The sequence below is a fragment of the Candidatus Tisiphia endosymbiont of Dascillus cervinus genome (assembly GCF_964026405.1).
Classification (GTDB): Bacteria; Pseudomonadota; Alphaproteobacteria; order Rickettsiales; family Rickettsiaceae; genus Tisiphia.
Genome location: NZ_OZ032146.1, coordinates 975,473 through 1,000,103, shown reverse-complemented (window position 1 = coordinate 1,000,103; position 24,631 = coordinate 975,473). Strand labels below are relative to the sequence as shown.

The window sequence follows — 24,631 nt, the reverse complement described above, 5'->3', positions numbered from 1 at the left end:
TTATGTTTTTCATGGTATACTCTTCACCGCCCATATGGTAACTAAAGTAATTATTGCAATATAGACTCCTATGGTTATAGAAGAGCCAGTAAAATGCCAAAGAGCTATACATATTGAGGGAGTAAATTTCCCAAATACTGAAGTACCTATAGCATCACCAATACTAACCAGCATATATTTATCTGAACCATGGAACAGACTATTAAGCCAATAATTTAGTGGACATAAGAAAATTACCCCTAGGATAATAATCCATAAACGAACAAAATTAACATACCATACAGAAGCATCAGACATATATAACCATAGTGGTACTATGCTAATAAATAGAATACTAGTGCTTACAATCATTACATCAACAGGGCGATATTTCTTAACAAAATATCCTATTATTGGAATCATTGCTGCATTCATAATTAATAAGATTGTATTAAACGTCATCATCCTCTCCAAAGATATAGAGGTAATAAGAGGTATAAAACTATTCATCACGACAAAAGGTATCACATATGTCATATAGGAAAAGCCACTAACTATAGACACACGCAGAATATTGCATTTATTATTCAATATCGTATGTAAAGTATAAGACTTTTGTTTTATTGCATTCTGCAACATATTAGAATAACGTCTAAGATAAACCCCTACAATCCCAGTACTTCCTCCCAATATAAAACATAAACGCCAATATTCATGATGATTAGAACTAACTAGAATGGTACTTACAAAAGAGGCAATAATAATGCCAAACATTGTTGACAGTTGGTATAGATAAGATGCTTGTACGCCTTTAGTCTGTACCTTATTTTCTAAAATATATAATTTGGCAATAGAGCATTCTCCTTCGGCAAAAATTCCTTGTATCATTCGAATAATGGTCAGCATAAACGGTGAAAACCAGCCAATTGTTTGATAAGTTGGTATAAATCCTATTGATATAGTGGTAATGGCAACACCTATTAATGAGTAAGATAGAGCCAAAGCTGCTCCTCGTTTTTTTACAATTATACTAAAAATTATTGCCCCAATTGGTCTAGTAATTATTGAAGTTGCTAGTACGCTATAAGTTAAGATCAAAGCAACTATAGGATCGTCTTTGGAGAAAAAGATTATTGATAAAACTGGAGCAAGAAAACTATAAATAGCCGTATCAAAATGATCTAGAGCATTAGCTATTAAAATTGATAAATCTTTCTTTTTCATGAGGAACCCTAAATTTCTTGTTAACAAATTATCTACTAGCTTTACATGGGCTACTATATACTGCTATGATTTCAAGAATTGGTATACTCAAATGATTTAAGTATATACGTGGTAAACATACACTTAAAAACTAATTAGGCTATATTTAAATTGCAAAAATTATTTGACTATTTAAAAATTACCTCTCAGATTGAACCTAAAATTTTATGTTGTGACTCTAGACTAGTTAAATCAACTAGTCTATTCTTCGCCATTAAAGGAGTAAGTTCGGATGGTAATAAGTTTATTGATGATGTAATAAACAAAGGAGTAAAATTCATTATTACCGATGATGCTGAAAGTTTAAAAAACCCTAACATTATCGCTAATGGTGTACATATAACGCTTGTAAGTGATGTGCGGGTGGCACTAAGCCAAGCTGCTAATATTCTCTACCCTTTATTACCACAATATATGGTAGCTGCTACTGGTACTAACGGTAAAACCTCGGTAGTATCCTATTGCAGACAGCTATACACATTGCTAGGAGCATCCAGTTGTTCTATCGGGACCATTGGCGTAGAATGTTCGGGTGGTTTGGATTTAACAAGCATCCAAGAAATTTTAGACAAATCCCCGGCTCTTACTACTCCTGATCCTGTAACTTTCAGGCATATTCTACATAAGCTAGCTGAGAATGGCACAAAATATCTAGCTTTTGAGGCTTCTAGCCATGGTCTAGAACAGCAAAGATTATGTGGTATAAAAGTAGATGCTGCCTGCTTTACTAGTTTTAGTCAAGATCATCTTGACTATCATAAGAATATGGATAATTATCTTTTAGCCAAACTAAAATTATTTACAGATAATTTATCGCAGACAGGAGTTGCTGTACTAAACTCGGAAATAGAACAATTAGATTATATCAAAAGTTATTTACAGGAACGTAATATAAAATTTTTAACCGTTGGTATGAATGGTGATCTGAAAATTATCGACAGCACAATTTGTACTTATAACGGGCAGAAATATAAGTTTACTACCGATATAGTTGGTAGTTTTCAAGCAACCAACTTGCTGATTGCCGTTATGATGGTGCATTTGACTGGCTTTCCTTTTGAACAAGTCATATCGAAATTACCACAAATTAAAGCAGTTAAAGGACGTTTAGAGAGAGTAGCTAATAGCAATATTTTTATTGACTACGCTCACACTCCAGATGCCTTAGAAAAAAGCTTGCTAGAACTAAAAAAAATAAAATCAAATAAGGGGTTATTGAAAGTAATTTTTGGTTGTGGCGGGAATAGAGATAGCAGTAAAAGACCCTTAATGGGGGAAATTGCGGCAAAAATTGCTGATGAGGTTATTATCACTGACGATAATCCAAGGAATGAAGACCCAAAATTCATACGGCAGCAAATTATACAAGGTATTATAGCTATCACTAATAGATATATAGAAATAAATAATAGAAAAATTGCAATTATTGAAACAATAAATAATCTACAAGAAGATGATATTTTGCTGATTGCCGGCAAAGGTCACGAAAATTATCAGATAATCGGTAATGAGAAACTACCATTTAGTGATTTCGATATAGCCAAGGAAGCTCTACAAAGCAGAAAAAGATTTTGAATTAAAAAATATCAACTAATAATAAAATTATATGCAAATTTTTAGAATATTCTTAGTCTCCTTCTATATAATTCTACCATCCTTATTAACTATACATTCTGTATATGCCACTCCATTTAACCATCCAGAAACATGGAAAAAAGTTGATATCTCAAAATTACTTAAAACATCTACAATACACCATATAGAACCTATGAGAAAGTTTCTCACAGAGAAATGTAAAAAAGCGGAATTCAATGGAGAAGTTTTTTTAGTTACTTTAGATGATCAGGTAAAAGCTGTCTTTAAAAAATTACCTGCAGATGATTTAGGAGATGCACAAGCTGAAGTAGCAGCGTATCAAGCTTCTCTAATTCTAGGTTTCCCTCATATTCCTCCAACAGTAATGCGTAAAATTAATGGAATGACAGGATCATTGCAACTCTACATTGATACTAAAATTGATCCTTTAGTACCTGAAGAGTATGAAAAAGCTCTTCAAGAGGTTTCCATAGAAGATCAAATGAACCTACGAACTTTTTACTTTATTTTTGGGCAGTGGGACTCTGGATCACATAATTTATTAATATTTAAAGATATTAATAAAACATATTTTATTGCAATAGATAATTCAGGTATTCGTAATCGCCAACATGTTAAATTTGGTGAACTTCCTTTTGTTAGAGTACTGTATAGTGATAAATTAAATACCAATGATTGGGATAAACCATTTCCTTTTGATAAACCAGAGGTTATTGATCTCCCTAATGAAGAAAAGCTAAAACAAAGATTTAAAAAATAAATACCTCATACCTTTTACAAAAATTTTCAGTCTTATAACAAACCTTTGCGGTTTGTTATTTATCAAAATAACCTATGGCGTCAATATCATGCATTTGATAAGAGTTTTATAATATCTTATCCAACACAATGTTATGACGACACTATAAAAGCTATAAAAAAATTAGACTTACCTATTCTTAGAAAGATTTTTATAGCAGCAAAAGGTTCTGATTTTTTAAATAATTCTTACCTTAATGCTATATTAGAACGCCGTGATCAAGTTTTAAGGCATTGCCTTAAAATTAAATAAGAGAAATTTCATCCTATAATTTTATTAATTCTGCTTTTTTTGTTAAAGATTCTATGCCATTTAAGTCAGTTGCAGTCACCCATAGTTGTAATCCTAATTCTAGGAAGAAATCAATTAAGTACTGTCTCCTTTTGTTATCAAGATGTACAAAAACCTCATCTAACAGTAAAATAGGCATAGCAATGTTTTCTTTAATAGAATAATTAACTTGGGCAAGTATTATGGCAATGAGCATAGCCTTCTGTTCACCGGTGGAACAGTGTTTAACTAAAGCATTTTTTTCTTTATGAATAACTACAAAATCACTTTTATGCACTCCAAAATTAGTTCTATTAGATATCTTATCACGAACACGAGACACCACTAACTCATTTTTTATAAAATCAATATCTATTTCAGAATTTTTTAATATTATATCTTCTATAACCCCATTAATTGATAAAATAGCTTTAGGAAAATCATTATCCAAATCTGAGATAGCTTTTTGCATATGTTCTAAAATTTTTAGCCTATTAATAGCGATCTCAATTGATAATTCTGCCATTTTTTCTTCAACCACTCTTAGCCAATTTGTATCCACTTGGTCTTGTGCTAGTATTTTGCTACGTTCATACATATAATATTCGTATTTACTAACTATTCCTGCATGCGATGGATTAAAGTTATAAACAATCCTGTCAAAGAATTTACGCCTATCGCTAATACTGGAAGAAAAAATACCTTCCATTTGGGGTGTAAGCCAAATCATAGCAGAGAACTTACTTAGTTCATTATTTTGTATTTTAACACCGTTAAATTCTGTAAAATGTCTATTAGATTCACGCTTTAAATTCGTTGAAATTTCAACTAAGCCAAGTTTACTGTGTAATAATGCATAAGCTAAGCAATGATCTTCTCCCCTTTGACAAATATCATCTAATTTAGCTGATCTCAAACCTTTACCAGGTGAAAATAGTGATATTGATTCTAAAATGTTAGTTTTTCCACTACCATTCCCCCCTATTAGTATAACAGGATTATTACCAGCACTAATATCTAAATTCTGAAAATTACGATAATTTAGTAATTTTAATTTTTGTAGATAAATATTATGCATAACTTATTTGAAATAGTGAGAAAAAAACCTAATCAATTAAAATCAAAAGCTCTTTTGAATCTAAACATATACTGCTATACTCAAATGATTTGAAGAATTGGATTTGAAAATGAATGGTGAGCATGCTAGGTGTACATATAGTATAATTACGCATGCGAATCCATGATATTTTCAAAAAACAATTCTTCAAAGCAGAAGAGTATATAATTTCAAGAGTGGGTAGACGATAATAACTTCAAGAAGAGCTAGCTGTGCTGTGATATTTAGGGTACGATGACCTTAATTCTTGAAGTTCTATACCCTTCGCCTTTCAAGTGTTGGCGTTGTGGCACGATGGGACTTCGCGTAGGAACAACGGTTTGACTACGCCTAGTCCGCTCGCCACTCGTACGCCTAGCCAACTCTTGAAATTCATCGGGTATACCTGAGTATATACTCAAATCTAATTCAAACAACTAAAATATATCCATGACTTTATCCATGTCTTTAGAAGAATTTCGCCATAAATATAATTATGATCAATCAACAAAGATGATGCAACAATATTTAGACATCAAATTTGCCAATCTTGATTGTCTTCTATTGTTTAGAATGGGTGATTTTTATGAAATGTTTTTTGATGATGCAGTTCTTGCCAGCCAAGTTTTAGGTATTGCTCTTACCAAAAGAGGGTCTAATGGAGCCTCTGAGATTGCTATGTGCGGAGTACCCCATCATGCTCTTGAGACATATTTAAATAAATTAATTGAAGAAAATTACAAAGTTGCTATTTGTGATCAACTAGAAACACCGGAAGAGGCAAAGAAACGCGGTGGCTATAAAGCTGTAGTAAATAGGGATGTAACGCGTATTATCACCCCAGGTACTATTATCGAGGAATCTTTAATTTCGTCATGCGAACCTAATTATTTGGCAAGCTTAGTTTTGCTAAAAAACAGGGCATCAATTTGTTATGTTGATCTTTCCACTTCAGAAATTTCAGTTATAGAGATTCCGCAGGATGAGATTCTAAATGAACTATCACGTCTTAAGCCTAAAGAGATTTTACTTAGTGAAAATTTGCAGGGAGAGCAATTAGCTAGTAGTATTCAGCACCAATTACATTTCCGTGTCTCGTATCAAGTTGATAGTTTTTTTGCTCCTAAAAAATGCCATAAAATTATTTTAGATTTTTACAAAATCAATGATCTAAAAGCCATAGGGGAAATATCTGAATGTCAAACAAGTAGTATTGGTAGTATCTTAGAATATTTATCACTAACGCAAAAGCAAAATATACCTTCGCTACCTTTGCCTCGGTTGGTCAATTACCATAATTTTATGATTATTGATTCGGCGACTCGGCGGAATTTGGAAATTACTAATAATTTATTAGGAAAAACCAAGGGTAGTTTACTGGTCACTATTGATCATACAGTTACTAAGGCTGGTAGTCGTTTACTATATCACTTTTTATCTACACCACTAATAGATATTGATGAAATAAATTATCGACAAAATATCACAGAATTTTTTTATTCAAATATTGAACTAGTAGGGAATATTAAAAAGTTACTCAAGAAAACTGGGGATTTAGAACGTTGCTTGGCTAGAATTACCATGAATCGTGGCTGCGGACGAGATCTGCTAAATATTAAATATACGTTAAATGCTGCACTGGAAATAAAAGGAGAGTTTATTTCCCATTATGGGCTAAATTTGCTAGATTATATAGAGAAGTTAATTAAACCTCTATCTGGAGATGAACAGTTATATTCATTAATAGATCAAGCAATTAGAGAGGATGCACCTAATACTATCAATGAAGGTGGGATAATAAATCATCATTATCATCCTAAAATACAAGAATTATATGACTTAATTAACAATGGCAAAGCCCATGTAGAAAAATTAAAAAATGTATATCGCCTTGATACTGGCATCGACACCCTAAAAATATCTCATAATAATGTACTTGGGTTATTTATTGAAGTTACCCTAAGACATAGTGATAAAATGTACGCATCAAAATTTATTCACCGACAAACAACTTCTAATGCTAGTCGCTATACTACTATTGAATTACAAAAGTTAGAAAGCGATATGGTGAATAGCAGGAGTTTAGCGTTTAGTCTTGAACTAGAATTATATAATAAAATATGCCAGCAAGTTATTGATAAAGCTATATTTTTACGATTACTTAGCTGTTCCTTAAGTCAGCTTGATGTATTTTGTAATTTTGCTTATATTGCTGATGAATATAATTATGTCAAGCCTAGATTAAGCAATGATTTGAGTTTTGAGATTATTGAAGGGCGGCATCCAGTCGTTGAGCAAAGTTTATCAAATGATAAAAAAAGCTTTATTCACAATAACTGTACTTTATCGGAAGCTAATAGAATTTGGTTAATTACTGGACCTAATATGTCAGGTAAAAGTACTTTTTTACGGCAAAATGCCCTAATAGCCATATTAGCTCAAATTGGTAGTTTTGTGCCGGCTAAAAGTGCCAAAATAGGTATTGTAGACAAGATATTTAGTAGGATAGGTGCAGGGGATGATTTACAAGCAGGTCAATCAACTTTTATGGTGGAAATGCTTGAAACATCAGCTATTTTAGCACAATCTACTAAAAATTCTTTAGTCATATTAGATGAGGTTGGTCGCGGAACTTCTACCTATGATGGTGTATCAATTGCTTTCGCGGTGCTGGAATATATTCATGATAATCTCAAATGTCGATGTTTGTTTGCATCGCATTATCACGAATTAACCAGCATGAGTAATTTTTTGCCAGCCTTGCAAAATTATACGGTGGCTATTGAGGAATTAGGGAAAGAAATATTATTTTTGCATAATATTATAGCAGGGATGGCTGATAAATCTTATGGAATTCATGTAGCCTACTTAGCGGGCCTACCAAAATCTGTTATAATTAGGGCGAATGACATTTTAACAAAATTAGAAAAAACCGCAACGTACAAAAGCAAAAATATATTAAACACTGAATCAAACAACTTAAGTTTATTTAGCCTGCCAGTAGAAAGTAAAAAAGAAATAAAATTTAATAAGTTAGAAGAAGAACTTATTAAAATCGATCCTGATCAGCTCTCCCCTAAACAAGCCTTAGAGTTGGTTTATAAATTAAAGAAACTAATTTTTTAAAATAGGGTTGCCTTACATGATAGTACCACTAGAACCCAAACGTTCAGTAAATGGAAAAATTTGGCAACAGCGATCAGTAAACGAGGATGATGTTTCAGAACTTTGTCGTTCTGTAGGAATCAGTGATTTTCTAGCACGGGTTCTATTTCCTCGCTTAGAGAACTTGTCACAAGCTATAGATTTTTTATCACCTAAGCTCAAGAATTTACTGCCAGATCCTTTTCATTTACTTGATATGCAAAAAGCAGTAGATAGGACTATAGAAGCTATTATAAATAAACAGAAAATCTGTATATTTGCTGATTATGACGTTGACGGAGCTACCTCTTCATCACTACTTAAGAATATATTTAGAGATTTGGGGCAAGAAGCTGATATTTATGTTCCAAACCGAATTGCTGAAGGGTATGGACCAACCCCAGCTGCTATGCAGAAAATTAAGGATAATGCTACTGAGCTACTTATTACTGTTGATTGTGGAGCAATGGCACATGAGGCTCTAAAATATGCAGCACAAGTAAAGCTTGATGTAATAGTTATCGATCATCACATTAGTAGTGATATATTGCCTGACGCTGTTGCTGTTGTTAACCCGAATCGTATCGATGAGACCAGTAGATATAAGTACCTAGCAGCTGTAGGAGTATCATTTTTATTTGCTACCGCCTTATTATCCGAGTTAAAAAAACAAAATTTCTTTACCGATCGTCATTGCGAGGAGCAGCTTCGCTGCGACGAAGCAATCAAGAAAAATGGTGATAAAAGAAAGCATTTAGATTGCTTCGTCGCTGCTGAAGCATCTCCTCGCAATGACGCCAGTTTGCTACGGACTATACCCAACTTAATGCAATATTTAGACTTAGTCGCACTTGGAACAGTATGCGATGTAATGAAGCTTATTCACTTAAATCGTGCTTTTGTTGCTCAAGGATTAAAAATCCTTGGTCAAAGAAAAAATTTAGGTATGAAGACTTTATGTGATGTTGCTGGTTTAAATGAAAAACCAAACTGTTATCATTTGGGATTTGTGTTGGGGCCTAGGATCAATGCCGGTGGAAGAGTTGGTAAATCATCCTTGGGTGCTAGTCTTTTATCTACCGAATGTGCAACAGAAGCAAATCTACTTGCACAGGAATTGGAGAAACATAATAATGAGCGAAAAGTAATAGAGCTGATAATGATAGAGGAAGCTACTCAAATAGCTTTAACCCAAGAAAATGATAGTTCATTATTTATAGTTGGTAAAGGGTGGCATCCGGGTGTTATCGGCATTGTCGCTGGCAGATTAAAAGAAAAATTTAATAAACCAGTTGCAGTTATAGCTTTAAATAATGCAATCGGTAAGGCTTCTTGCCGTTCTGTCAAAAATGTTGATTTTGGTAGTAAAATTATCAATGCCAAGGCTAAAGATTTAATCATAGCTGGCGGGGGACATGCAATGGCAGCTGGATTTACAGTATTGGAAGAGAAATTACAAGAGTTACAAGAATTCTTAAATCACGCCTTTAAGATTGATATTAGTAATCAAAATGATATTGTCTATGAAGAATATGATGCGGAACTTACTACAAGTAGTGTAAATTTACCTCTAATGGATGAGCTAAGTAAACTCGAACCATTTGGCCAAGGAAATCATGAGCCAATATTTAAATTCTCTAATCTTTTTGTATTAAAAGCTGACATAGTCGGTGGTAAACATATAAGATGTTTGCTTGCTCCTTCTAAGGAAGCTTTTGGTTCTAAACCGCTGCATGCTATTGCGTTTAATAGTGTATCTAGTCCTATAGAAAATATTTTACTTAATATTAAGTCATATAATATTTCTGTAATTGGTTCATTAAAAATGAACAGTTGGAAAGAGTCTAATACTATTCAATTACAAATAAAGGACTTGATAATATGATATTTGTTAGCTATAGAAAATTAAGAGGATGGATATACTCTTCTGCTTTAAAAAAATGTCATCCCTGCTTCGGTGCAGGATATCATAGTACATTTTTTATATAACCACTATTAAAATGGCTGCTGATCGTCATTGCGAGGAGTCGCTGAAAGCGGCGAAGCGGCAATCTTTATGCAATATTACACCTCACTTCACTAGATCGCCACGGCACCTAAAGGTACCTCGCGATGACGATTATACAAAAAATGTACTACGCTATTAGCCTTACAGGCTGACTTTAAAATTACCCTAGCTTGAAGTGGTAAGTTTGTGGTTTATTCTTTAGAGCCTTCGCTGTCGTCTCCTAATATTGGTCGATCATCCTGCTCGTCTGAACCGTAAGGTAGCATTTAAATTAGACGTTAAGGAAGGCTGTAAGGTATTATCAGTAGCATTAGGAAACTGTAAGGCATTACTAGGGGTAGTAGTATTATTAGGGGGAGTAAACTGTAAGACTAAGTCATTAGCTTTGCAAGTAGTGTAGTGGTCGAGAGTCTTGATCTCGTATAGGAAACGCGTCATATATAATTGTCCTTTATTAATTTTTAGAAGTATATTATACACATAATATCAACTGTTAATTAGGAAATGATAAATTCTTTATTAGACTTTCTGCATCTTCGATGTTACCCCACAACTGTTGAAAGTTTACAAATACCTATACCACAGCGTCATTGCAAGCGTAAGCGAAGCAATTATAATTTCACCGAATTTGAGTATATAAGAATTGACAAATTCTTATCCTAAATTCGCGTGTCTTGAAAATATATTAGACTTACCTAAATAACTTATCTATATTAGATGTATATAAGCTATATTAAACTCATAAATTAAATAAAGCGGAATCATGTCAGGGGAAGTTGGAAAAAAAGAATTAAACTGTTCTTTTTGTGGTAAAAATCAATATGAAGTAATAAAATTAATTGCTGGACCAACAGTATTTATTTGTAATGAATGTATTGAACTGTGCCGTGATATTATAAAAGAAGAGACTAAAGTAACTCTTAAACAAGTTGCCTCTTTAATTCCAACACCACAAAGAATTTTTTCTACTCTTAATGATTACGTAATTGGTCAAGATCAAGCAAAAAAAGTTTTATCAGTTGCGGTATATAATCACTATAAACGATTAGAATATATCGAGTCAGGTAATAATGATGTCGAATTAAATAAATCAAATATCCTAATTATTGGTTCTACTGGCTCTGGTAAAACCCTTTTGGCACAAACTTTAGCAAAGATTCTTGATGTACCTTTCACTATGGCAGACGCCACTTCTTTAACCGAAGCTGGCTATGTTGGTGAAGATGTTGAAAATATCTTGCTAAGATTATTACAAGCAGCAGACTTTAATATAGCCAAAGCCCAACGAGGCATTGTTTATATAGATGAAGTAGATAAAATCGCTAGAAAATCTGAAAACCCTTCCATAACAAGAGATGTATCGGGAGAAGGAGTCCAACAAGCATTACTTAAAATCATGGAAGGAACTATTGCTTCTGTTCCCCCCCAAGGTGGCAGAAAACACCCACAGCAAGATTTTGTTCAAGTAGATACTTCCAATATTTTGTTCATATGCGGTGGAGCTTTCATGGGGATAGATAATATCATTAATGCCCGTACTGCTCAAAGTTCGATTGGTTTTGCGGCAAATGTCCAATCAAAACAAGAAAAAAACCACAGCGAAATACTCAAATCATTAGAAATTGAAGATCTAGTAAAGTTTGGGTTAATTCCAGAATTCATCGGTAGGCTTCCAGTAGTAGCAACTTTAGATGACCTAGACAAAGCATCTTTGGTGGCAATTTTAACTCAACCCAAAAATGCTGTTATCAAGCAATATCATAAATTATTTGAGTTAGACGATGTTGAACTATCAATTGATAATGATGCTTTAGAAGGAATAGCCGAGAAAGCGCTGGCACGAAAAACCGGAGCTAGAGGTCTTAGATCGATAATTGAGACACTGCTACTTGACAGCATGTATAATGTTACCAATCTGAAAAAAATGCATGTACATATTTCAAAAGATGTTATAGATGGCAAAGCTACCCCCATAGTTACACCAAGAAACTACGGAAAAGCTACTAAAAAGCGTATAGCGGTTTAGGGTAAATTCTATGAATTTATTAATCTATTCTAGATTTATATAATTAATAGTTGATATTCTTTCTACAGATAGTTATAATTTCCTTTATATTTCAAATTAATAGAGGGTTATATATGATAAATAATGATTCAAAGAATAATTAACCGGAATTGTCTACATCCTAAGCATGTAGCAGCTTTAAAAACCGCCCTTATAAATTATTTCAGAAACAACGGTGATAATAATTTTAATGCTAACGACAGGGTAGAGGGTAATGATTTAAATGTTAACAGCCAAAGTGTTGGCAACTTTACTACTACAGAGGCAGCTAGTCTTAATACATCTGATGCCACACTACCACTAGCAGGAGAAGCCGAACATCCTACAGAATAACTACAAATACTACCGCTTCAAGAGCTGTAAAAACAGCCCTTGAAGTTAGTTGCAATATAGTTAAAAAGGTTTTACTAATTTGTCATGAAGTAACATGATTCCCGTAGAGAAAAATGGGGTGAATATATTCTTTACTTCCAATAATAAGGATTCATTACTAATTTCTTGTTGGAAATCTTCTCTGATTAAATCAAAAATTTCCTGTAAATTTTTACCACCATCTATCATTTGTTTAAAAACATATTTGGTATAATTAGAAATTGGTATAGTAACCTCAGTTTAACGTAAGGAGCAATTTTTGTGCTTTTAATTTATTAGGCTTTATTGCTAGTTTGCGTGGCTTGAAGCAATAAGCCCTGAGATTATATTGACAAATGCATTAGTTGGACTTCGATGCCTTGAATGCTCAATTTGGCAGCAATTTTTTAACTGATCTATTACAGTCTCTACGATACCCCTTTTACCTAAAAAGAACTCTTGAATCTCTGTCATTATACGTGCTTTTATGTTCTTTCTTACTTTGGTAAATATATCTACGACTTGCTTTTTAAGCTGCTTAATAATAGGTCGTCCTAAATACCCCTTATCAACAAATAGCCAACCTTGCAATTTTTTCATTAACTTTGCTACAGGAAAACGATTATCAACATTTGCAGATGTCATTTTACAAGCCATTAACTCACCTTCATTATTAATTATCAAGTAAAGTTTTAAGCAAAAAAACCATCCCATTGAGTTTTTGCCTTTTGTTGCTATGCCCTTAAAGACCTTGTGTCTTTTTTCTCCTTTTATATGATTATATGACAAACATCTAGTGTTGTTGAATCTGCAAAATATATTCCTGTTTCTTTATCGGTAATGCCATGTAAAAAAATAGTAAGGGGCATCAAGCTACTTTCCATTAATTCAACAAATCTATTATAACTCACTACCTTTGGAAAATAAGCTTTTAGAACTCTTTGTACGCAGTCAATATAATAGTATTTAAAGGTTCGATAATGACTAATATGAAACAATATTATAATAGTCATTATCTCGGATAAACTCATGCTACAGGGCTTATTTCTTTTCTTGCCTGAATTTGCTAAAAAATAATTTTGATTATTTTTATCAAAATACTTACAAAAATCATCAATTGAACAGAATATTTCCTCTAGGGAAGCCAACATAGTTACCTCTTTAATTGTCAGTTAAAATTAGTAACTTTAATTCACTTCCCACTACACCGCAACCCTTATATCTTTATATAATCCTTCTACACTTATATCGAACTCAGGTTATATTACAACTTTAAGTAAAGTTGAGATTGAAAGCTTAGAGAAAAGCGGAGTTTTGCAATATAGTTTTTTTGAAGAACAGCTATGCGAAATAACTAGTAATGGTAAAAGATATATTTTAAGAAAAAATGGTTCTATAGCCCGAAAAGTTGAGTTTGATAGGAATAACCGAGTTAAAAAACTAGTTAGCAAGGTGGAAGAACGTAATATATATGTATCAACGCATAAGAAAGCAAAGCCAAAAACTGGTTTAAATAATATTCAAAAAATTGCTGAAGAATGGCGGATAGATAAATTTATCAACCTAAAATTAGACGGCAACCAAATAGTGGTTGAAATTGATCAAGATAAGAAAAAAGAGTTATTTGCTCTTGATGGTTGTTATGCGATTGAAACACAGATTGAAATTAAACTGATGAGTAAAGAATTGGTTGATAAAGCTTACCATAATTTACATGAAGTAGAATCGAATTTTAGCAGTATGAAGACGGGATTACTCGAAGTAAGGCCGATTTTTTTAAGGAAAAGCAATAGAACAAAGGGACATGTATTTGTCTGTATATTGGCATTAAAAATATGACACTATATGAAAAATAAGTTGAAACAGGGTTGTGGAGTAACTAAGGATGGTAAATATAATGTGACCATTGAGGAAGCATTAAGAGAGTTGGAAAAATATGTTTTTTATATTACACTATCAAAGGTTGTAAAGTAGCAAGATTATCAAAATTAACGTCTCTTCAGCAACATTTATTCAATTTATTTGATCTAACAATGCCCCAAATGACAAAATCTGCAAAATGATAAAATGTAGTCAGTAAAGAAAATTTAATTTTCTATCCCATACACCGCATACTAACCTCGTTTTATGGCACAATTTTGATCCTATCCATCTCGAAGATAAGTCGCGTGATATCACTCATCTCCTATTTTAAGAGCAGCTATAAAAGCAGATTGAGGTATCTCAACATTACCAATATTACGCATACGTTTTTTGCCAGCTTTTTGTTTTTCCAGTAATTTACGCTTACGAGTTATATCACCGCCGTAGCATTTAGATAAGACATCTTTACGCATTGCTTTGACAGTTTCTCTAGCAATTATTCTACTACCAATAGCAGCTTGAATAGCAATTTGAAATAATTGCCTTGGGATTAGATCACTGAGGCGTTTACACAATTCTCGACCTCGATATTCTGACCTTGAACGATGTACTATAGTAGATAAAGCATCAACTGGCTCGCTATTAACTAAAATAGATAATTTTACCAAATCGCTTTCCTGATAAACATCTATTTCCCAATCAAAGCTAGCATAGCCTTTTGTATAACTTTTTAACTTATCATAAAAATCAAATACTATCTCATTTAACGGTAATCGGTAAATTACCATAGCTCTACCGGCTACATAAGTTAATTCAATCTGCACCCCTCTTTTATCGGTACATAAAGATAACACATTACCTAAAAACTCATCTGGTACTAATATTGTTGCCTTAACCCAAGGCTCTAACATTGAATCGATATTTTGCACAGGTGGCAAATCAGCTGGATTATGTATTTCTAATTGATTTCCATCACGCATATTAATCTTATAAATCACACTAGGAGCGGTGGTGATCATATCAAGGTCAAATTCGCGTTCCAATCTTTCTTGTACTATTTCAAGATGTAGTAACCCTAAAAACCCACAGCGAAAGCCAAAACCTAAGGCTGTTGAACTCTCTGCTTCAAATTCAAAGCTAGCATCGTTAAGTTTTAATTTAGCTAAAGAATCTTTTAAATGCTCAAATTGCGAAGCATCTGAAGGATATAAACCACAAAACACTACCGGTAAATGCGGCTTAAAACCAGGCAGAGATTCCTGACAAGGTCTTTTCTCGTCAGTTATTGTGTCCCCAACTTTACAATCAGCAACTTGTTTTATTGAAGCAGTAAAGAAGCCTATTTCTCCTGGGTATAAAATATCTGATATATGTTTTCTAGGAGTAAAATATCCAACATTGTCAACATTATAAGTAGAATTGGTAGCCATCATTTTAATACGCATATTCTTGCGTAAAACTCCATCGATAACTCTAACTAAAATTACTACCCCTAGGTAAGAATCGTACCAGCTATCAACCAATAATGCCTTTAGAATATCTGTTTGATTAGTTTTTGGACATGGCAGCCTATTAACAATTGCTTCCAGTACCTCCTCTATTCCTATACCACTTTTTGCAGAAATCAATAATGCATCGCTTGCATCTATGCCAATTACGTCCTCTATCTGTTGCTTAACTTTATCAGGATCAGCAGCTGGTAGATCAATTTTATTTAGGACTGGAATAATTTCATGATTATTATCGATCGCTTGATAAACATTTGCTAGAGTTTGTGCCTCAACACCCTGGCTACTATCCACTACTAACAAAGAACCTTCACAAGCAGCTAACGATCTACTCACCTCATAAGAGAAATCCACATGACCAGGAGTATCCATTAGGTTTAGATAGTAGGTATTACCATTTCTTGCTTTGTAAGTTAATCTAACAGTCTGTGCTTTGATAGTGATACCACGTTCTTTTTCTATGTCCATTGAGTCAAGTACCTGATGACTCATTTCCCGAGCTGCCAACCCCCCACAATATTCAATTAATCTATCTGCTAGAGTAGACTTACCATGATCAATATGAGCAATGATTGAAAAATTTCTGATAAAGTTTTGATTATTCATGGTATATTTGGTATAATGTTAAAATTAGAAAGAAGTTTTATCTTTATATAATAAAATTCCATTTTATAGTAGGAAAATTAATAATGCGTGCTGAAATTGAACATTATGTAAAAAAAATCGAACAGTCTTTAGAGCTGCTCAGGAGGTCGCTTTGATTTCGATAACGCAAGCAAAAGGCTTTTAGAGCTAGAAAATATATCAGAAGATCCGGATCTGTGGAATAATCAAGAGAAGGTCTCGAGTATTCTAAAAGAAAAAAGACTTCTAGATATCAAGCTTAACTCGTTTAAACAACTTCAGTCTAATTTTACGGAATGTTTAGAACTTGAGGATTTGGCATTTACTGAAAATGATCAACAAGTTTTGCAGCAAGTTCAAGAAGATTTAGGGAAACTATCTATTATTGCCGGAAAATTTGAGACTGAATGTTTATTTTCTGGAGAATTTGACAGTAATAATTGCTTTCTAGAAATCAACGCCGGAGCTGGAGGAACAGAAAGCCACGACTGGGCATCAATTATGATGCGTATGTATTTACGCTTCGCAGAAAGGCTGGGTTTTAAAAGCGAAATTATTCATCTTATTAATGGCGAAGAAGCTGGAATAAAATCATGTACTATCAAAATTAATGGCTACCAAGCATATGGTTGGTTTAGAACAGAATCTGGTGTGCATAGGCTAGTTAGGATATCACCTTTTAATGCCGCAGGTAAAAGGATGACTAGTTTTGCTAGCAGTTGGGTATATCCAGAAATTGACGATGATATTTCCATTACAATAGATGAAAAAGATCTTAGAATTGATACTTATAGGTCTTCCGGGGCTGGGGGGCAACATGTAAACACTACCGATTCTGCAGTAAGGATTACCCACTTACCGACTAATATCGTAACCCAGTGCCAAAATGATAGATCGCAGCATAAAAATAAAGCACAAGCTATGAAAATGCTTAAAGCAAGGCTTTATGAGTCGGAGTTAAAAAAACGTACCGATGATATTAATGAACAAAATGCATCCAAGACTGAAAATGGTTGGGGACATCAAATAAGATCTTATGTATTACAGCCTTATCAGATGGTTAAGGATTTACGTACCAACCATGAAACTTCTGATACTAAGGGGATACTTGACGGAGATTTAGAGAAATTCGTTTCAGCCAGCCTATCAATGAGTGTTGGTAATATTAGTCATTAGACTAAACTATTTATATACTCAGGTAGAACTTCAAGAAGAGCTAGCCTGAATATTGTACAATCAATTATCATAATACCCACAAAGTATTGATAATATCAGGAAGTACAGTAATTTTATAAAAAATATAAATTTACAAAGTGTATTTTTAGATAATCGACCTGCATGCCTTTTAGTATAAGGTCTACACGACAGAAAATTGCTGTCATCATGCAATATTCAGGCTAGGCAGTAGCAAAGTCGAGCAGCTATATACTCGATGAAAATCAAGAATTGTGTTGTCGTTTTCAGAGATCGTAGGTAGTCACGTACTAAATGTCATATCTTTACCCACATCTTTTTAAATAGGTTATACATATCAGGTTTTAATATCAAAGATGTATTTTTAAAGCCTAATAAGTATGCCGCTTTTAAAAGATGTGGGTAAAGATATGACTAAATGTACGCCTAGCACCTCGACTTGGTAATTCCTAGCAATTCTTGATTTTCATTGAGTAATCGTAGATTCTTAAAATTCTGCTTAGTCAATTAAGAATAATTATTCTTATATCGATACTTGCTTTGTTATAAGGAAAAATGTACTCTTGAAGCAGCTGACGCGGATGCATTTTAACTTTTTTTATTATTCAATATGTGATTTTAATTATTAAAATCACATATTGAATGGAGTATTATATTTTAACAATCAGGTGGGCAGCCGCTTCAAACCTGATTGTTTCTATATATAATACTGAATTCGATGTAACTTGTTACATCGAATTCAGGTTAATTGACGTAAGTGGAGTTATTTGCCTCCCCACGAAACACCACCATCAACAGTAATACATGAACCTGTGACATACCTAGATGCTTTGTTTGAGGCAAGGTATAAAATTGCACCATCAAGGTCAGTAGGTTCTGCTACAAAATGTAGTGGTATAAGTTCCTCTAATTCTTTACGTTGTTTCTCTGTACTTAATTTGTAATCTGTAAGCGGTGTATGAAATACGCCAGGTATAATACAATTAATTCGAATATGTGCAGTTGCCAGCTCTCCTACTAATGCCTTTGTCATTTGAATCACAGATGCTTTAGAGGCACAGTAGCCAGCGATATTTTCACGTAAACGATTTGCTCCATTGACACTAGCAATATTGATAATAGTTCCGTGGATGTCATGGTTTTTCATATGATTGGCAACCATTTTGCTAACGTACCAAACTCCCATTACATTAGTTTTTATGACAGACTCAAAGTCATCCAGTTCATCTAACTCAAAGATTGGTGTGAGTTTTGCAATTCCGGCATTATTAATACAAATATTTATGAGTTCTCTTTGTTGCTCCAGTCTATCAAAGCCTCTTTGAACGGAGGTTTTATCTGCTACATCCATTTCCAAGGCAACAGCATTGTTAAGCTCAGAGGATAAAGTTTGCAGTTTATCTAGTCTTCTACTAGCTAATATGACTCGTACCCCTTGGCTAGAAAGAAGGCGTGCGAATTGTTCTCCAAGACCACTACTAGCTCCTGTAATTAAAGCTGTCTTGCCTGTTAAATTAAAAAGTTCCATTATTTTAACCTCAATTACTATGCTTACATTCTATTTATTTAGCAAATGAGAGTATATTCTTCTGCTTTGAAGAATTGTTTTTTGAAAATATCATGGATTCGCATGTTCACATACTATAACGCTTGCTCACCATTCATTTTCAAATCCAATTCGTAGGATCATTTGAGTATATATTCCCATAGTACCCTAAATTTTTTATGCCACTGTTGTTAAGAGTCTTTCCGAGCGTCATTGCGAGGAGTCGCTGAAAGCGGCGACGCGGCAATCTAGGATACACGAAGCGTACTAGAAAAAAACAGCTTCGCTGTTTACCTAGATCGCCACGGCATCTAAAGATGCCTCGCGATGACGATTATAAAAAAATGTAGGGTACTATGATATATTCCTAATTTGATAAAGTTTTTATTGAAAAAATACCTCAGGAAAAATAATCACATTAATTCTTCTTTATTAATCCTTTCTAGACATATCTTTTCAGTCACTATCTTTAATTCCTCTACGCGGTTAATAAGGTAAAGTAATTGTTCTTTACTAATTGTATAATCTTGATCATATCTTGCATCAACATAAGCATTTCTCAGTAACGTAAAGCACTCTTCTTGCTCAGGAGTCTCATGTGGAAATATCTTATAGAGATCGTAATGATGACTTCTAGCCCTATCGCCAAGTCCTAGTATATCATGTGACTTGGCCTTGTAACCAGTAAAAACTAACAGGATAGCATTATAAAAGCTCTCGGTAGCTTGATGGAGTTCAAAAGCACACTTATTAAAATTATTTCTTTGTAAGATATTATGGACGTCAATTATGCATTCTATACCTTTCCTAAACCAATATTTAAAATCTTTCTCAGCTATTGGTCTACGTTCCTGCCATGATAGTTCCTTAGCTTCAGATAGTATAAATTCACCACTATCATATAAAAGAATTCCCTCTTTCTTGATATCACTAAAGAAATACTGACCTTTTTCCAGTTGCCTATTTACCAGTTTAATAGGTTCAAGTATCAGAGTAATTGGTGGTTTTTCATCTAATGAGAATTTTTTACCTAGTCTGTTCTCTATCTTATATTGTAGGTTTATAGCTGGATAGCCAGCATATTCTCCGTTCTTTAAAATCAACAAAAGATCAAAATCACTTTGATACTTATAATAACTAATATCTCCTACCTTCTCTATATCTTCTACCCAATCTCCTCTAGCATAGGAGCCAAATAAGATAATCATTGCTATTTTTGATTTGCCTACATATAGGATTTCTTTAACAATATTATCTAGCTTTTCTTTAATCACTAGTGAACGACTAGGTAAGGTAGTTTTCATAAAACTGCTTTTTTATTCCAAATCAATCATATACTAAATATAGCAAATAGTCAACAATAATTTAACTGTAAATTGATTTATTTTCTCAAAGTTGCTATGAAAGTTAGCAACACTTCTTTTATTAACTTAAACCATATTTAACTCATTAATAAAGCAATGATCTATTTTGATAGTGTTTATCCAAGTTTTTATTACTTGTTTATGAGTTACAACTATTACGTATTTATAATCTAAATACCTTCTTAATACATTATTTGCTCTATTACTTAATAACTCTTTTGATTCCCATCTTTTACTAATACCAGCTGGATATACCCCCTTATTTTTTTCATAATCCTCAATTGTACTTTTTAATTCGTATTGATTTTTTATCATAAGATTTAAATCCGGTTGCCATTCTCTTAAATCAAATTCAACAATAATATCTAGATTAATATTTTTTGATATAATTGCAGCAGTTTGAAGTGCTCTAGTATAAGGAGAAGATAAAATTATTTCTGCTTTTTTTAATCTATGGTCTTTAGATACTTCGTTAGCTTCTCTTGTGCCATTTTCTGTCAAACAAGGTAAATCTCTACTTGCCCCTTTTAGTTTATACTTTTCGTTTAATGCCCAATCGGTTTCACCATGCCTTATTAAGAAGAAAACTGTCATTTTTTCAATAATCCAATTAAGAATCCTCCAGCTGTAAGCACAATAGATAGCCAAATAAAACTCATCATCGGTTTGTAATATATTTTTGCGTGAATTACATCATCGTCAATTTTACTTAATACTGCGTAAAGATCATAAGTTAAATAAGAATATATATTACTTTCTTGGGATAGTTGTTTTTCTATTATATATAATCTATTCTCAGGCTTTAAGATGGTGATATTATTTTGTTGATCCTCAATCCAAAATTCAGCAATTTGCCGATAATAATTTTGGGCTGAGGATACTCTCATATCTTTTAAGGTAACTTCAAACCCACCGGCTGTTACCTTGTCTCCAACTTTTCCTATAAAATCTACTTCACTTTGTAATAATGAATTAACAGTAATAGTTAAAACAAGTAAGCCAAAGCCTAAATGCCCTAAGATCATAGCAATATTGGCTTTTAGTTTGGTTCTAAAAAAATTGCTTTTTGCTAATACATAATAACAATTTTGTATTATTAGAAAAAGAGAAAATGTCACGGCACATGCTGAAATAAAACCATACTGAATTTGGTATGAGCTAATAACAGTTATTGCAAAAGAAATAAATAGTAAACAGACGTCATTGCGAGGATGCATAAGCCTACGAAGCAATCCATTTCTAATTACTTTTCTGGATTGCTTCGTCGACATTATCTCTCCTCGCAATGACGTCTGTGAGTTAGTCGGGTTAGCTATATGATTTGTTTGAGCAATGCCAGCTAGTAGAACTGTTGGAATAATAAAGATTGTGAAATTATTAATAAAGAATATTTCACTAATGGTAATAGATTCTTGATATAATAAAGAATAAACTACTGGGTAAATGGTGGCACATAGTAATATTACTAGGGCTGTTAAGAAAAATATACTACCCCAAATAATAAGTTTGTACTTAAATTTATGCTTGTCTAATCCTGCTGGATCGGGTTGAGTGATATTTTGTCCTTTTACTAATAGTAAAACTAAACTTGATATAGCAATAATAGCAAATATTACCAACATGTAAATTGCTCGCTCAGGTGATGAGGCAAAAGAATGGATTGAGATGATTAGCCCTGAGCGTACCAAAAACGTACTAAATACTACCAATAAAAAAGTGATGATTGATAAGGTTATCGTCCAATTTTTCATTTGCCCAGATTTTATCGTTACCAAGATTGAGTGATGTAGAACGATAGCCGACAGCCATGGTAGCAGGGAAATATTTTCTACTGGATCAAAAAACCAAAAACCACCCCAGCCAAGTTCTCTATAAGCCCACCATGATCCTAAAGCTATTCCTAAGGTTGAAAATAGCATTCCTAGATTGGTAAATATTTTAATTGCTCTGAGATTAACAAAGTCTAAACTAGACGTAAGCAGGATTACGCAAGCAGATGTGAAAGGTACGACGTAACAGACGTAACCTAAATATAATATAGGTGGATGTATTATTAGTGCAATATCTTGCAGCATGGGGTTTAAGCCGAGCCCCTGGGCGGGACGGAAGGATAGGCTATCAAATGGGTTAGAGGTAAAATAAATGAAACTACCGAACAAGATTTGTATTAGTGCTAGTACAATTATGTGATAGACTTGAATTGGACGGCTATTGAATAGTGCAATATAAATAACACCTATAGTTTGCAATAAACATAGCCATAATAGGATAGATCCCTCATGACTCGCCCAGCTAGCAGCAATTTTAAATCCAAGAGGTTTTAATGTACTAGAATTCAGAAAGACATTCTGCACAGAAAAATCTGATATGATAAATCCATATACTAATAGCAAGAAAGATAATAATGTTGACAGGAAACTAAGGTAGAAAAAAAAAGTAGCAGAACGATATAAATATAAAGAACTAACAACTGTTAGTATGCTGAATAAAATTGCAGATATTTGTAAATAATTGCCAAGACTACTTATCACTTTCAGATTCTTTATTTGGTAGAATAATGACTTTTATGCTATCAAGTCTGTTACCTATTTTTTTGTTAATAGTGATACTTAAATTAAATATCTTGATAGATTCTCCTTGATTGGGAATACGCTCAAGTTTATGGATAATTAAGCCAGCTATGGTATTTGCGTCATCATCAGGTAGACTCCAATTTAATTCTCTATTTACATCTCTTATGGTTACAGATCCATCAATAATAAACTCCACATCAGATTTTTTTACAATTGTGTTAATAGGATAATCATGCTCATCGATAATAGGACCAACAATCTCTTCTAGAATATCTTCTAGAGTAATAATACCTTGTAGATCACCATATTCGTCAACAACACAGGCAAAATGGCTCTTTCTTTCTCTAAAAGCATGAAGTTGATGAGTTACCAAAGCATTATCAGGTATAAACCAAGGCTGATTTACTAATTCTTTGATATTAATTTTTTTTGCATCGTTATTCTTTTCATAAAGAGTCCGGAGTAGATCTCCCATGTGAAGTACGCCAATTATGTTGTCCTGAGTATCCTTCCATAATGGTATTCTTGTATGGGGGCTAGATAATAATGCTCGCCTCACTATCTCCTCTTTAGGCAAATCTACATTAATGGCTACTATGTTACTTCTATGTATCATAATTTCAGATACTGTCATTTTCCTAATATCTAATATACCCCCTAACATGTCACGGTCAGATTTATAAACATTACCTTCTTGATGATAATGTTCAATAACTCCTCTGACTTCTTCTGCTCCCGAGATATTTTGTTGTAGATTAATACGGAAAATAAAACAGAACAGCTTAACTATAACTTCAAAAATAGAATTAATTGGTTTCAAAAGCTTTAGGAAAAATATAATTGCTGGAGAAGTGAATAATGCTAACTGTTCTGCTTTTGCTACAGCAATAGCTTTAGGTATTATCTCGCCGAAAACAATTATCACGAAAGCCATCACTGCTGAAGCTACGACAGTGCCGCTATCACCTAGGCAATCGATAAATATACTGGTAGCAATGGTAGTGCAAACAGTATTAAGCAGAGTATTACCAATCAATAATGTGCCAATTACTTTTTCTTTATTCTTGAGAACTTGTAATACAGTGTTACGTTTAATAGCTTTTGCCTTAAACTTTTGTATTTTCCCCGGAGAAGACGCGGTGATGGCCGTTTCAGTAGCTGAGAGCAGTGCGGCACATCCTATCATTAGAACAATAATGATTGTCAAAAAAATAGTCATTGATCCTTGTGTAAATTATTAGCGTAAATCTAATTATATTGGCAACTGTGCAATTCCCCTAATACTTTTTTAGTATGCTCTTGCCTCATGGTAATTTAAAAGTCGTAACTGTAAATAACCTAAATCTACTAACTTACGCCAGTTCGACGTAAGGAACAATTTGGGGGCT

At 33.2% G+C, this 24,631-nt stretch carries 19 protein-coding genes and 1 pseudogene; 9 read left to right on the top strand and 11 right to left on the bottom strand.

The window, feature by feature from the left end:
- Positions 1–9: 9 nt before the first annotated feature.
- A complete protein-coding gene (locus AAGD19_RS04865; protein WP_341747371.1) occupies positions 10–1,203 on the bottom strand; it encodes an MFS transporter in 1,194 nt (397 codons plus the stop codon).
- 177 nt (positions 1,204–1,380) lie between these two features.
- On the opposite strand from AAGD19_RS04865, the gene AAGD19_RS04860 reads away from it, so the two are divergent.
- From AAGD19_RS04860 to AAGD19_RS04850, 3 genes are read left to right on the top strand one after another with little or no spacing between them, the layout of a single operon-like run.
- A complete protein-coding gene (locus tag AAGD19_RS04860; protein WP_341748465.1) occupies positions 1,381–2,817 on the top strand; it encodes a UDP-N-acetylmuramoyl-L-alanyl-D-glutamate--2,6-diaminopimelate ligase in 1,437 nt (478 codons plus the stop codon).
- 31 nt (positions 2,818–2,848) lie between these two features.
- The gene (locus tag AAGD19_RS04855; protein ID WP_341747370.1) at positions 2,849–3,598 is read left to right on the top strand and encodes a hypothetical protein; all 750 of its coding nucleotides are present in this window, start codon (positions 2,849–2,851) and stop codon (positions 3,596–3,598) included.
- A 45-nt stretch (positions 3,599–3,643) separates the two neighbouring features.
- Positions 3,644–3,889 (top strand): hypothetical protein, encoded by a 246-nt coding sequence (locus AAGD19_RS04850; RefSeq protein ID WP_341747369.1) that lies wholly within the window; start codon positions 3,644–3,646, stop codon positions 3,887–3,889.
- A 13-nt stretch (positions 3,890–3,902) separates the two neighbouring features.
- Here the strand turns inward: AAGD19_RS04850 and recF are convergent, their stop codons facing one another.
- Positions 3,903–4,985, bottom strand: a complete 1,083-nt coding sequence (recF, locus tag AAGD19_RS04845; protein ID WP_341747368.1) for a DNA replication/repair protein RecF — start codon at positions 4,983–4,985, stop codon at positions 3,903–3,905.
- Between the two features lie 480 nt (positions 4,986–5,465).
- Between recF and mutS the strand changes: the two genes are divergently transcribed.
- From mutS to AAGD19_RS04825, 4 genes and pseudogenes are all read left to right on the top strand, one after another.
- Positions 5,466–8,129, top strand: coding sequence for a DNA mismatch repair protein MutS (gene mutS / locus AAGD19_RS04840; RefSeq protein WP_341747367.1), 2,664 nt, complete (start codon positions 5,466–5,468; stop codon positions 8,127–8,129).
- 40 nt (positions 8,130–8,169) lie between these two features.
- Positions 8,170–10,032 (top strand): annotated as a pseudogene (gene recJ / locus AAGD19_RS04835) (single-stranded-DNA-specific exonuclease RecJ); the annotation flags it as partial.
- Positions 10,033–10,918: 886 nt separating this feature from the next.
- Complete coding sequence (gene clpX, locus AAGD19_RS04830; protein WP_341747366.1) at positions 10,919–12,181, top strand: ATP-dependent Clp protease ATP-binding subunit ClpX; 1,263 nt, start codon at positions 10,919–10,921, stop codon at positions 12,179–12,181.
- 123 nt (positions 12,182–12,304) lie between these two features.
- A complete protein-coding gene (locus tag AAGD19_RS04825; protein ID WP_341747365.1) occupies positions 12,305–12,553 on the top strand; it encodes a hypothetical protein in 249 nt (82 codons plus the stop codon).
- Positions 12,554–12,613: 60 nt separating this feature from the next.
- Here the strand turns inward: AAGD19_RS04825 and AAGD19_RS04820 are convergent, their stop codons facing one another.
- The 3 genes from AAGD19_RS04820 to AAGD19_RS04810 all read right to left on the bottom strand — a co-directional run bounded on the left by AAGD19_RS04820 (position 12,614) and on the right by AAGD19_RS04810 (position 13,722).
- Positions 12,614–12,781, bottom strand: a complete 168-nt coding sequence (locus AAGD19_RS04820; protein WP_341747364.1) for a hypothetical protein — start codon at positions 12,779–12,781, stop codon at positions 12,614–12,616.
- A 99-nt stretch (positions 12,782–12,880) separates the two neighbouring features.
- A complete protein-coding gene (locus tag AAGD19_RS04815) occupies positions 12,881–13,360 on the bottom strand; it encodes an IS982 family transposase (RefSeq protein WP_341747363.1) in 480 nt (159 codons plus the stop codon).
- On the bottom strand, positions 13,342–13,722 hold the full coding sequence (locus tag AAGD19_RS04810) for a hypothetical protein (RefSeq protein ID WP_341747354.1): 381 nt from the start codon (positions 13,720–13,722) through the stop codon (positions 13,342–13,344). The genes AAGD19_RS04815 and AAGD19_RS04810 overlap by 19 nt, the downstream gene beginning before the upstream one ends.
- A gap of 163 nt (positions 13,723–13,885) precedes the next feature.
- Here AAGD19_RS04810 and AAGD19_RS04805 point away from each other — a divergent pair, with 163 nt between their 5' ends.
- Positions 13,886–14,410, top strand: coding sequence for a hypothetical protein (locus AAGD19_RS04805; RefSeq protein ID WP_341747362.1), 525 nt, complete (start codon positions 13,886–13,888; stop codon positions 14,408–14,410).
- A 335-nt stretch (positions 14,411–14,745) separates the two neighbouring features.
- On the opposite strand, the gene lepA is transcribed toward AAGD19_RS04805, so the two are convergent.
- Complete coding sequence (lepA, locus tag AAGD19_RS04800; RefSeq protein ID WP_341747361.1) at positions 14,746–16,548, bottom strand: translation elongation factor 4; 1,803 nt, start codon at positions 16,546–16,548, stop codon at positions 14,746–14,748.
- A gap of 83 nt (positions 16,549–16,631) precedes the next feature.
- Here lepA and prfB point away from each other — a divergent pair.
- A protein-coding gene (gene prfB / locus AAGD19_RS04795; protein WP_341747360.1) for a peptide chain release factor 2 occupies positions 16,632–17,742 on the top strand; the annotation gives its coding sequence in 2 pieces (ribosomal slippage) (positions 16,632–16,700 and positions 16,702–17,742; 1,110 coding nt in all).
- Positions 17,743–18,523: 781 nt separating this feature from the next.
- Here prfB and AAGD19_RS04790 read toward each other — a convergent pair.
- From AAGD19_RS04790 to AAGD19_RS04770, 5 genes are all read right to left on the bottom strand, one after another.
- Positions 18,524–19,288, bottom strand: a complete 765-nt coding sequence (locus tag AAGD19_RS04790; protein WP_341747359.1) for an SDR family oxidoreductase — start codon at positions 19,286–19,288, stop codon at positions 18,524–18,526.
- Positions 19,289–19,719: 431 nt separating this feature from the next.
- Entirely contained in the window at positions 19,720–20,610 is an 891-nt protein-coding gene (locus AAGD19_RS04785; RefSeq protein WP_341747358.1) for a HEPN domain-containing protein, read from the bottom strand.
- Positions 20,611–20,736: 126 nt separating this feature from the next.
- The gene (locus AAGD19_RS04780; protein ID WP_341747357.1) at positions 20,737–21,264 is read right to left on the bottom strand and encodes a histidine phosphatase family protein; all 528 of its coding nucleotides are present in this window, start codon (positions 21,262–21,264) and stop codon (positions 20,737–20,739) included.
- Positions 21,261–23,198 carry a heme lyase CcmF/NrfE family subunit gene (locus tag AAGD19_RS04775; RefSeq protein ID WP_410520836.1) on the bottom strand — a complete coding sequence of 646 codons (1,938 nt, stop codon included), beginning with the start codon at positions 23,196–23,198 and terminating at the stop codon, positions 21,261–21,263. The genes AAGD19_RS04780 and AAGD19_RS04775 overlap by 4 nt, the downstream gene beginning before the upstream one ends.
- A complete protein-coding gene (locus AAGD19_RS04770; RefSeq protein ID WP_341747356.1) occupies positions 23,191–24,462 on the bottom strand; it encodes an HlyC/CorC family transporter in 1,272 nt (423 codons plus the stop codon). The genes AAGD19_RS04775 and AAGD19_RS04770 overlap by 8 nt, the downstream gene beginning before the upstream one ends.
- Between the last annotated feature and the right edge of the window lie 169 nt (positions 24,463–24,631).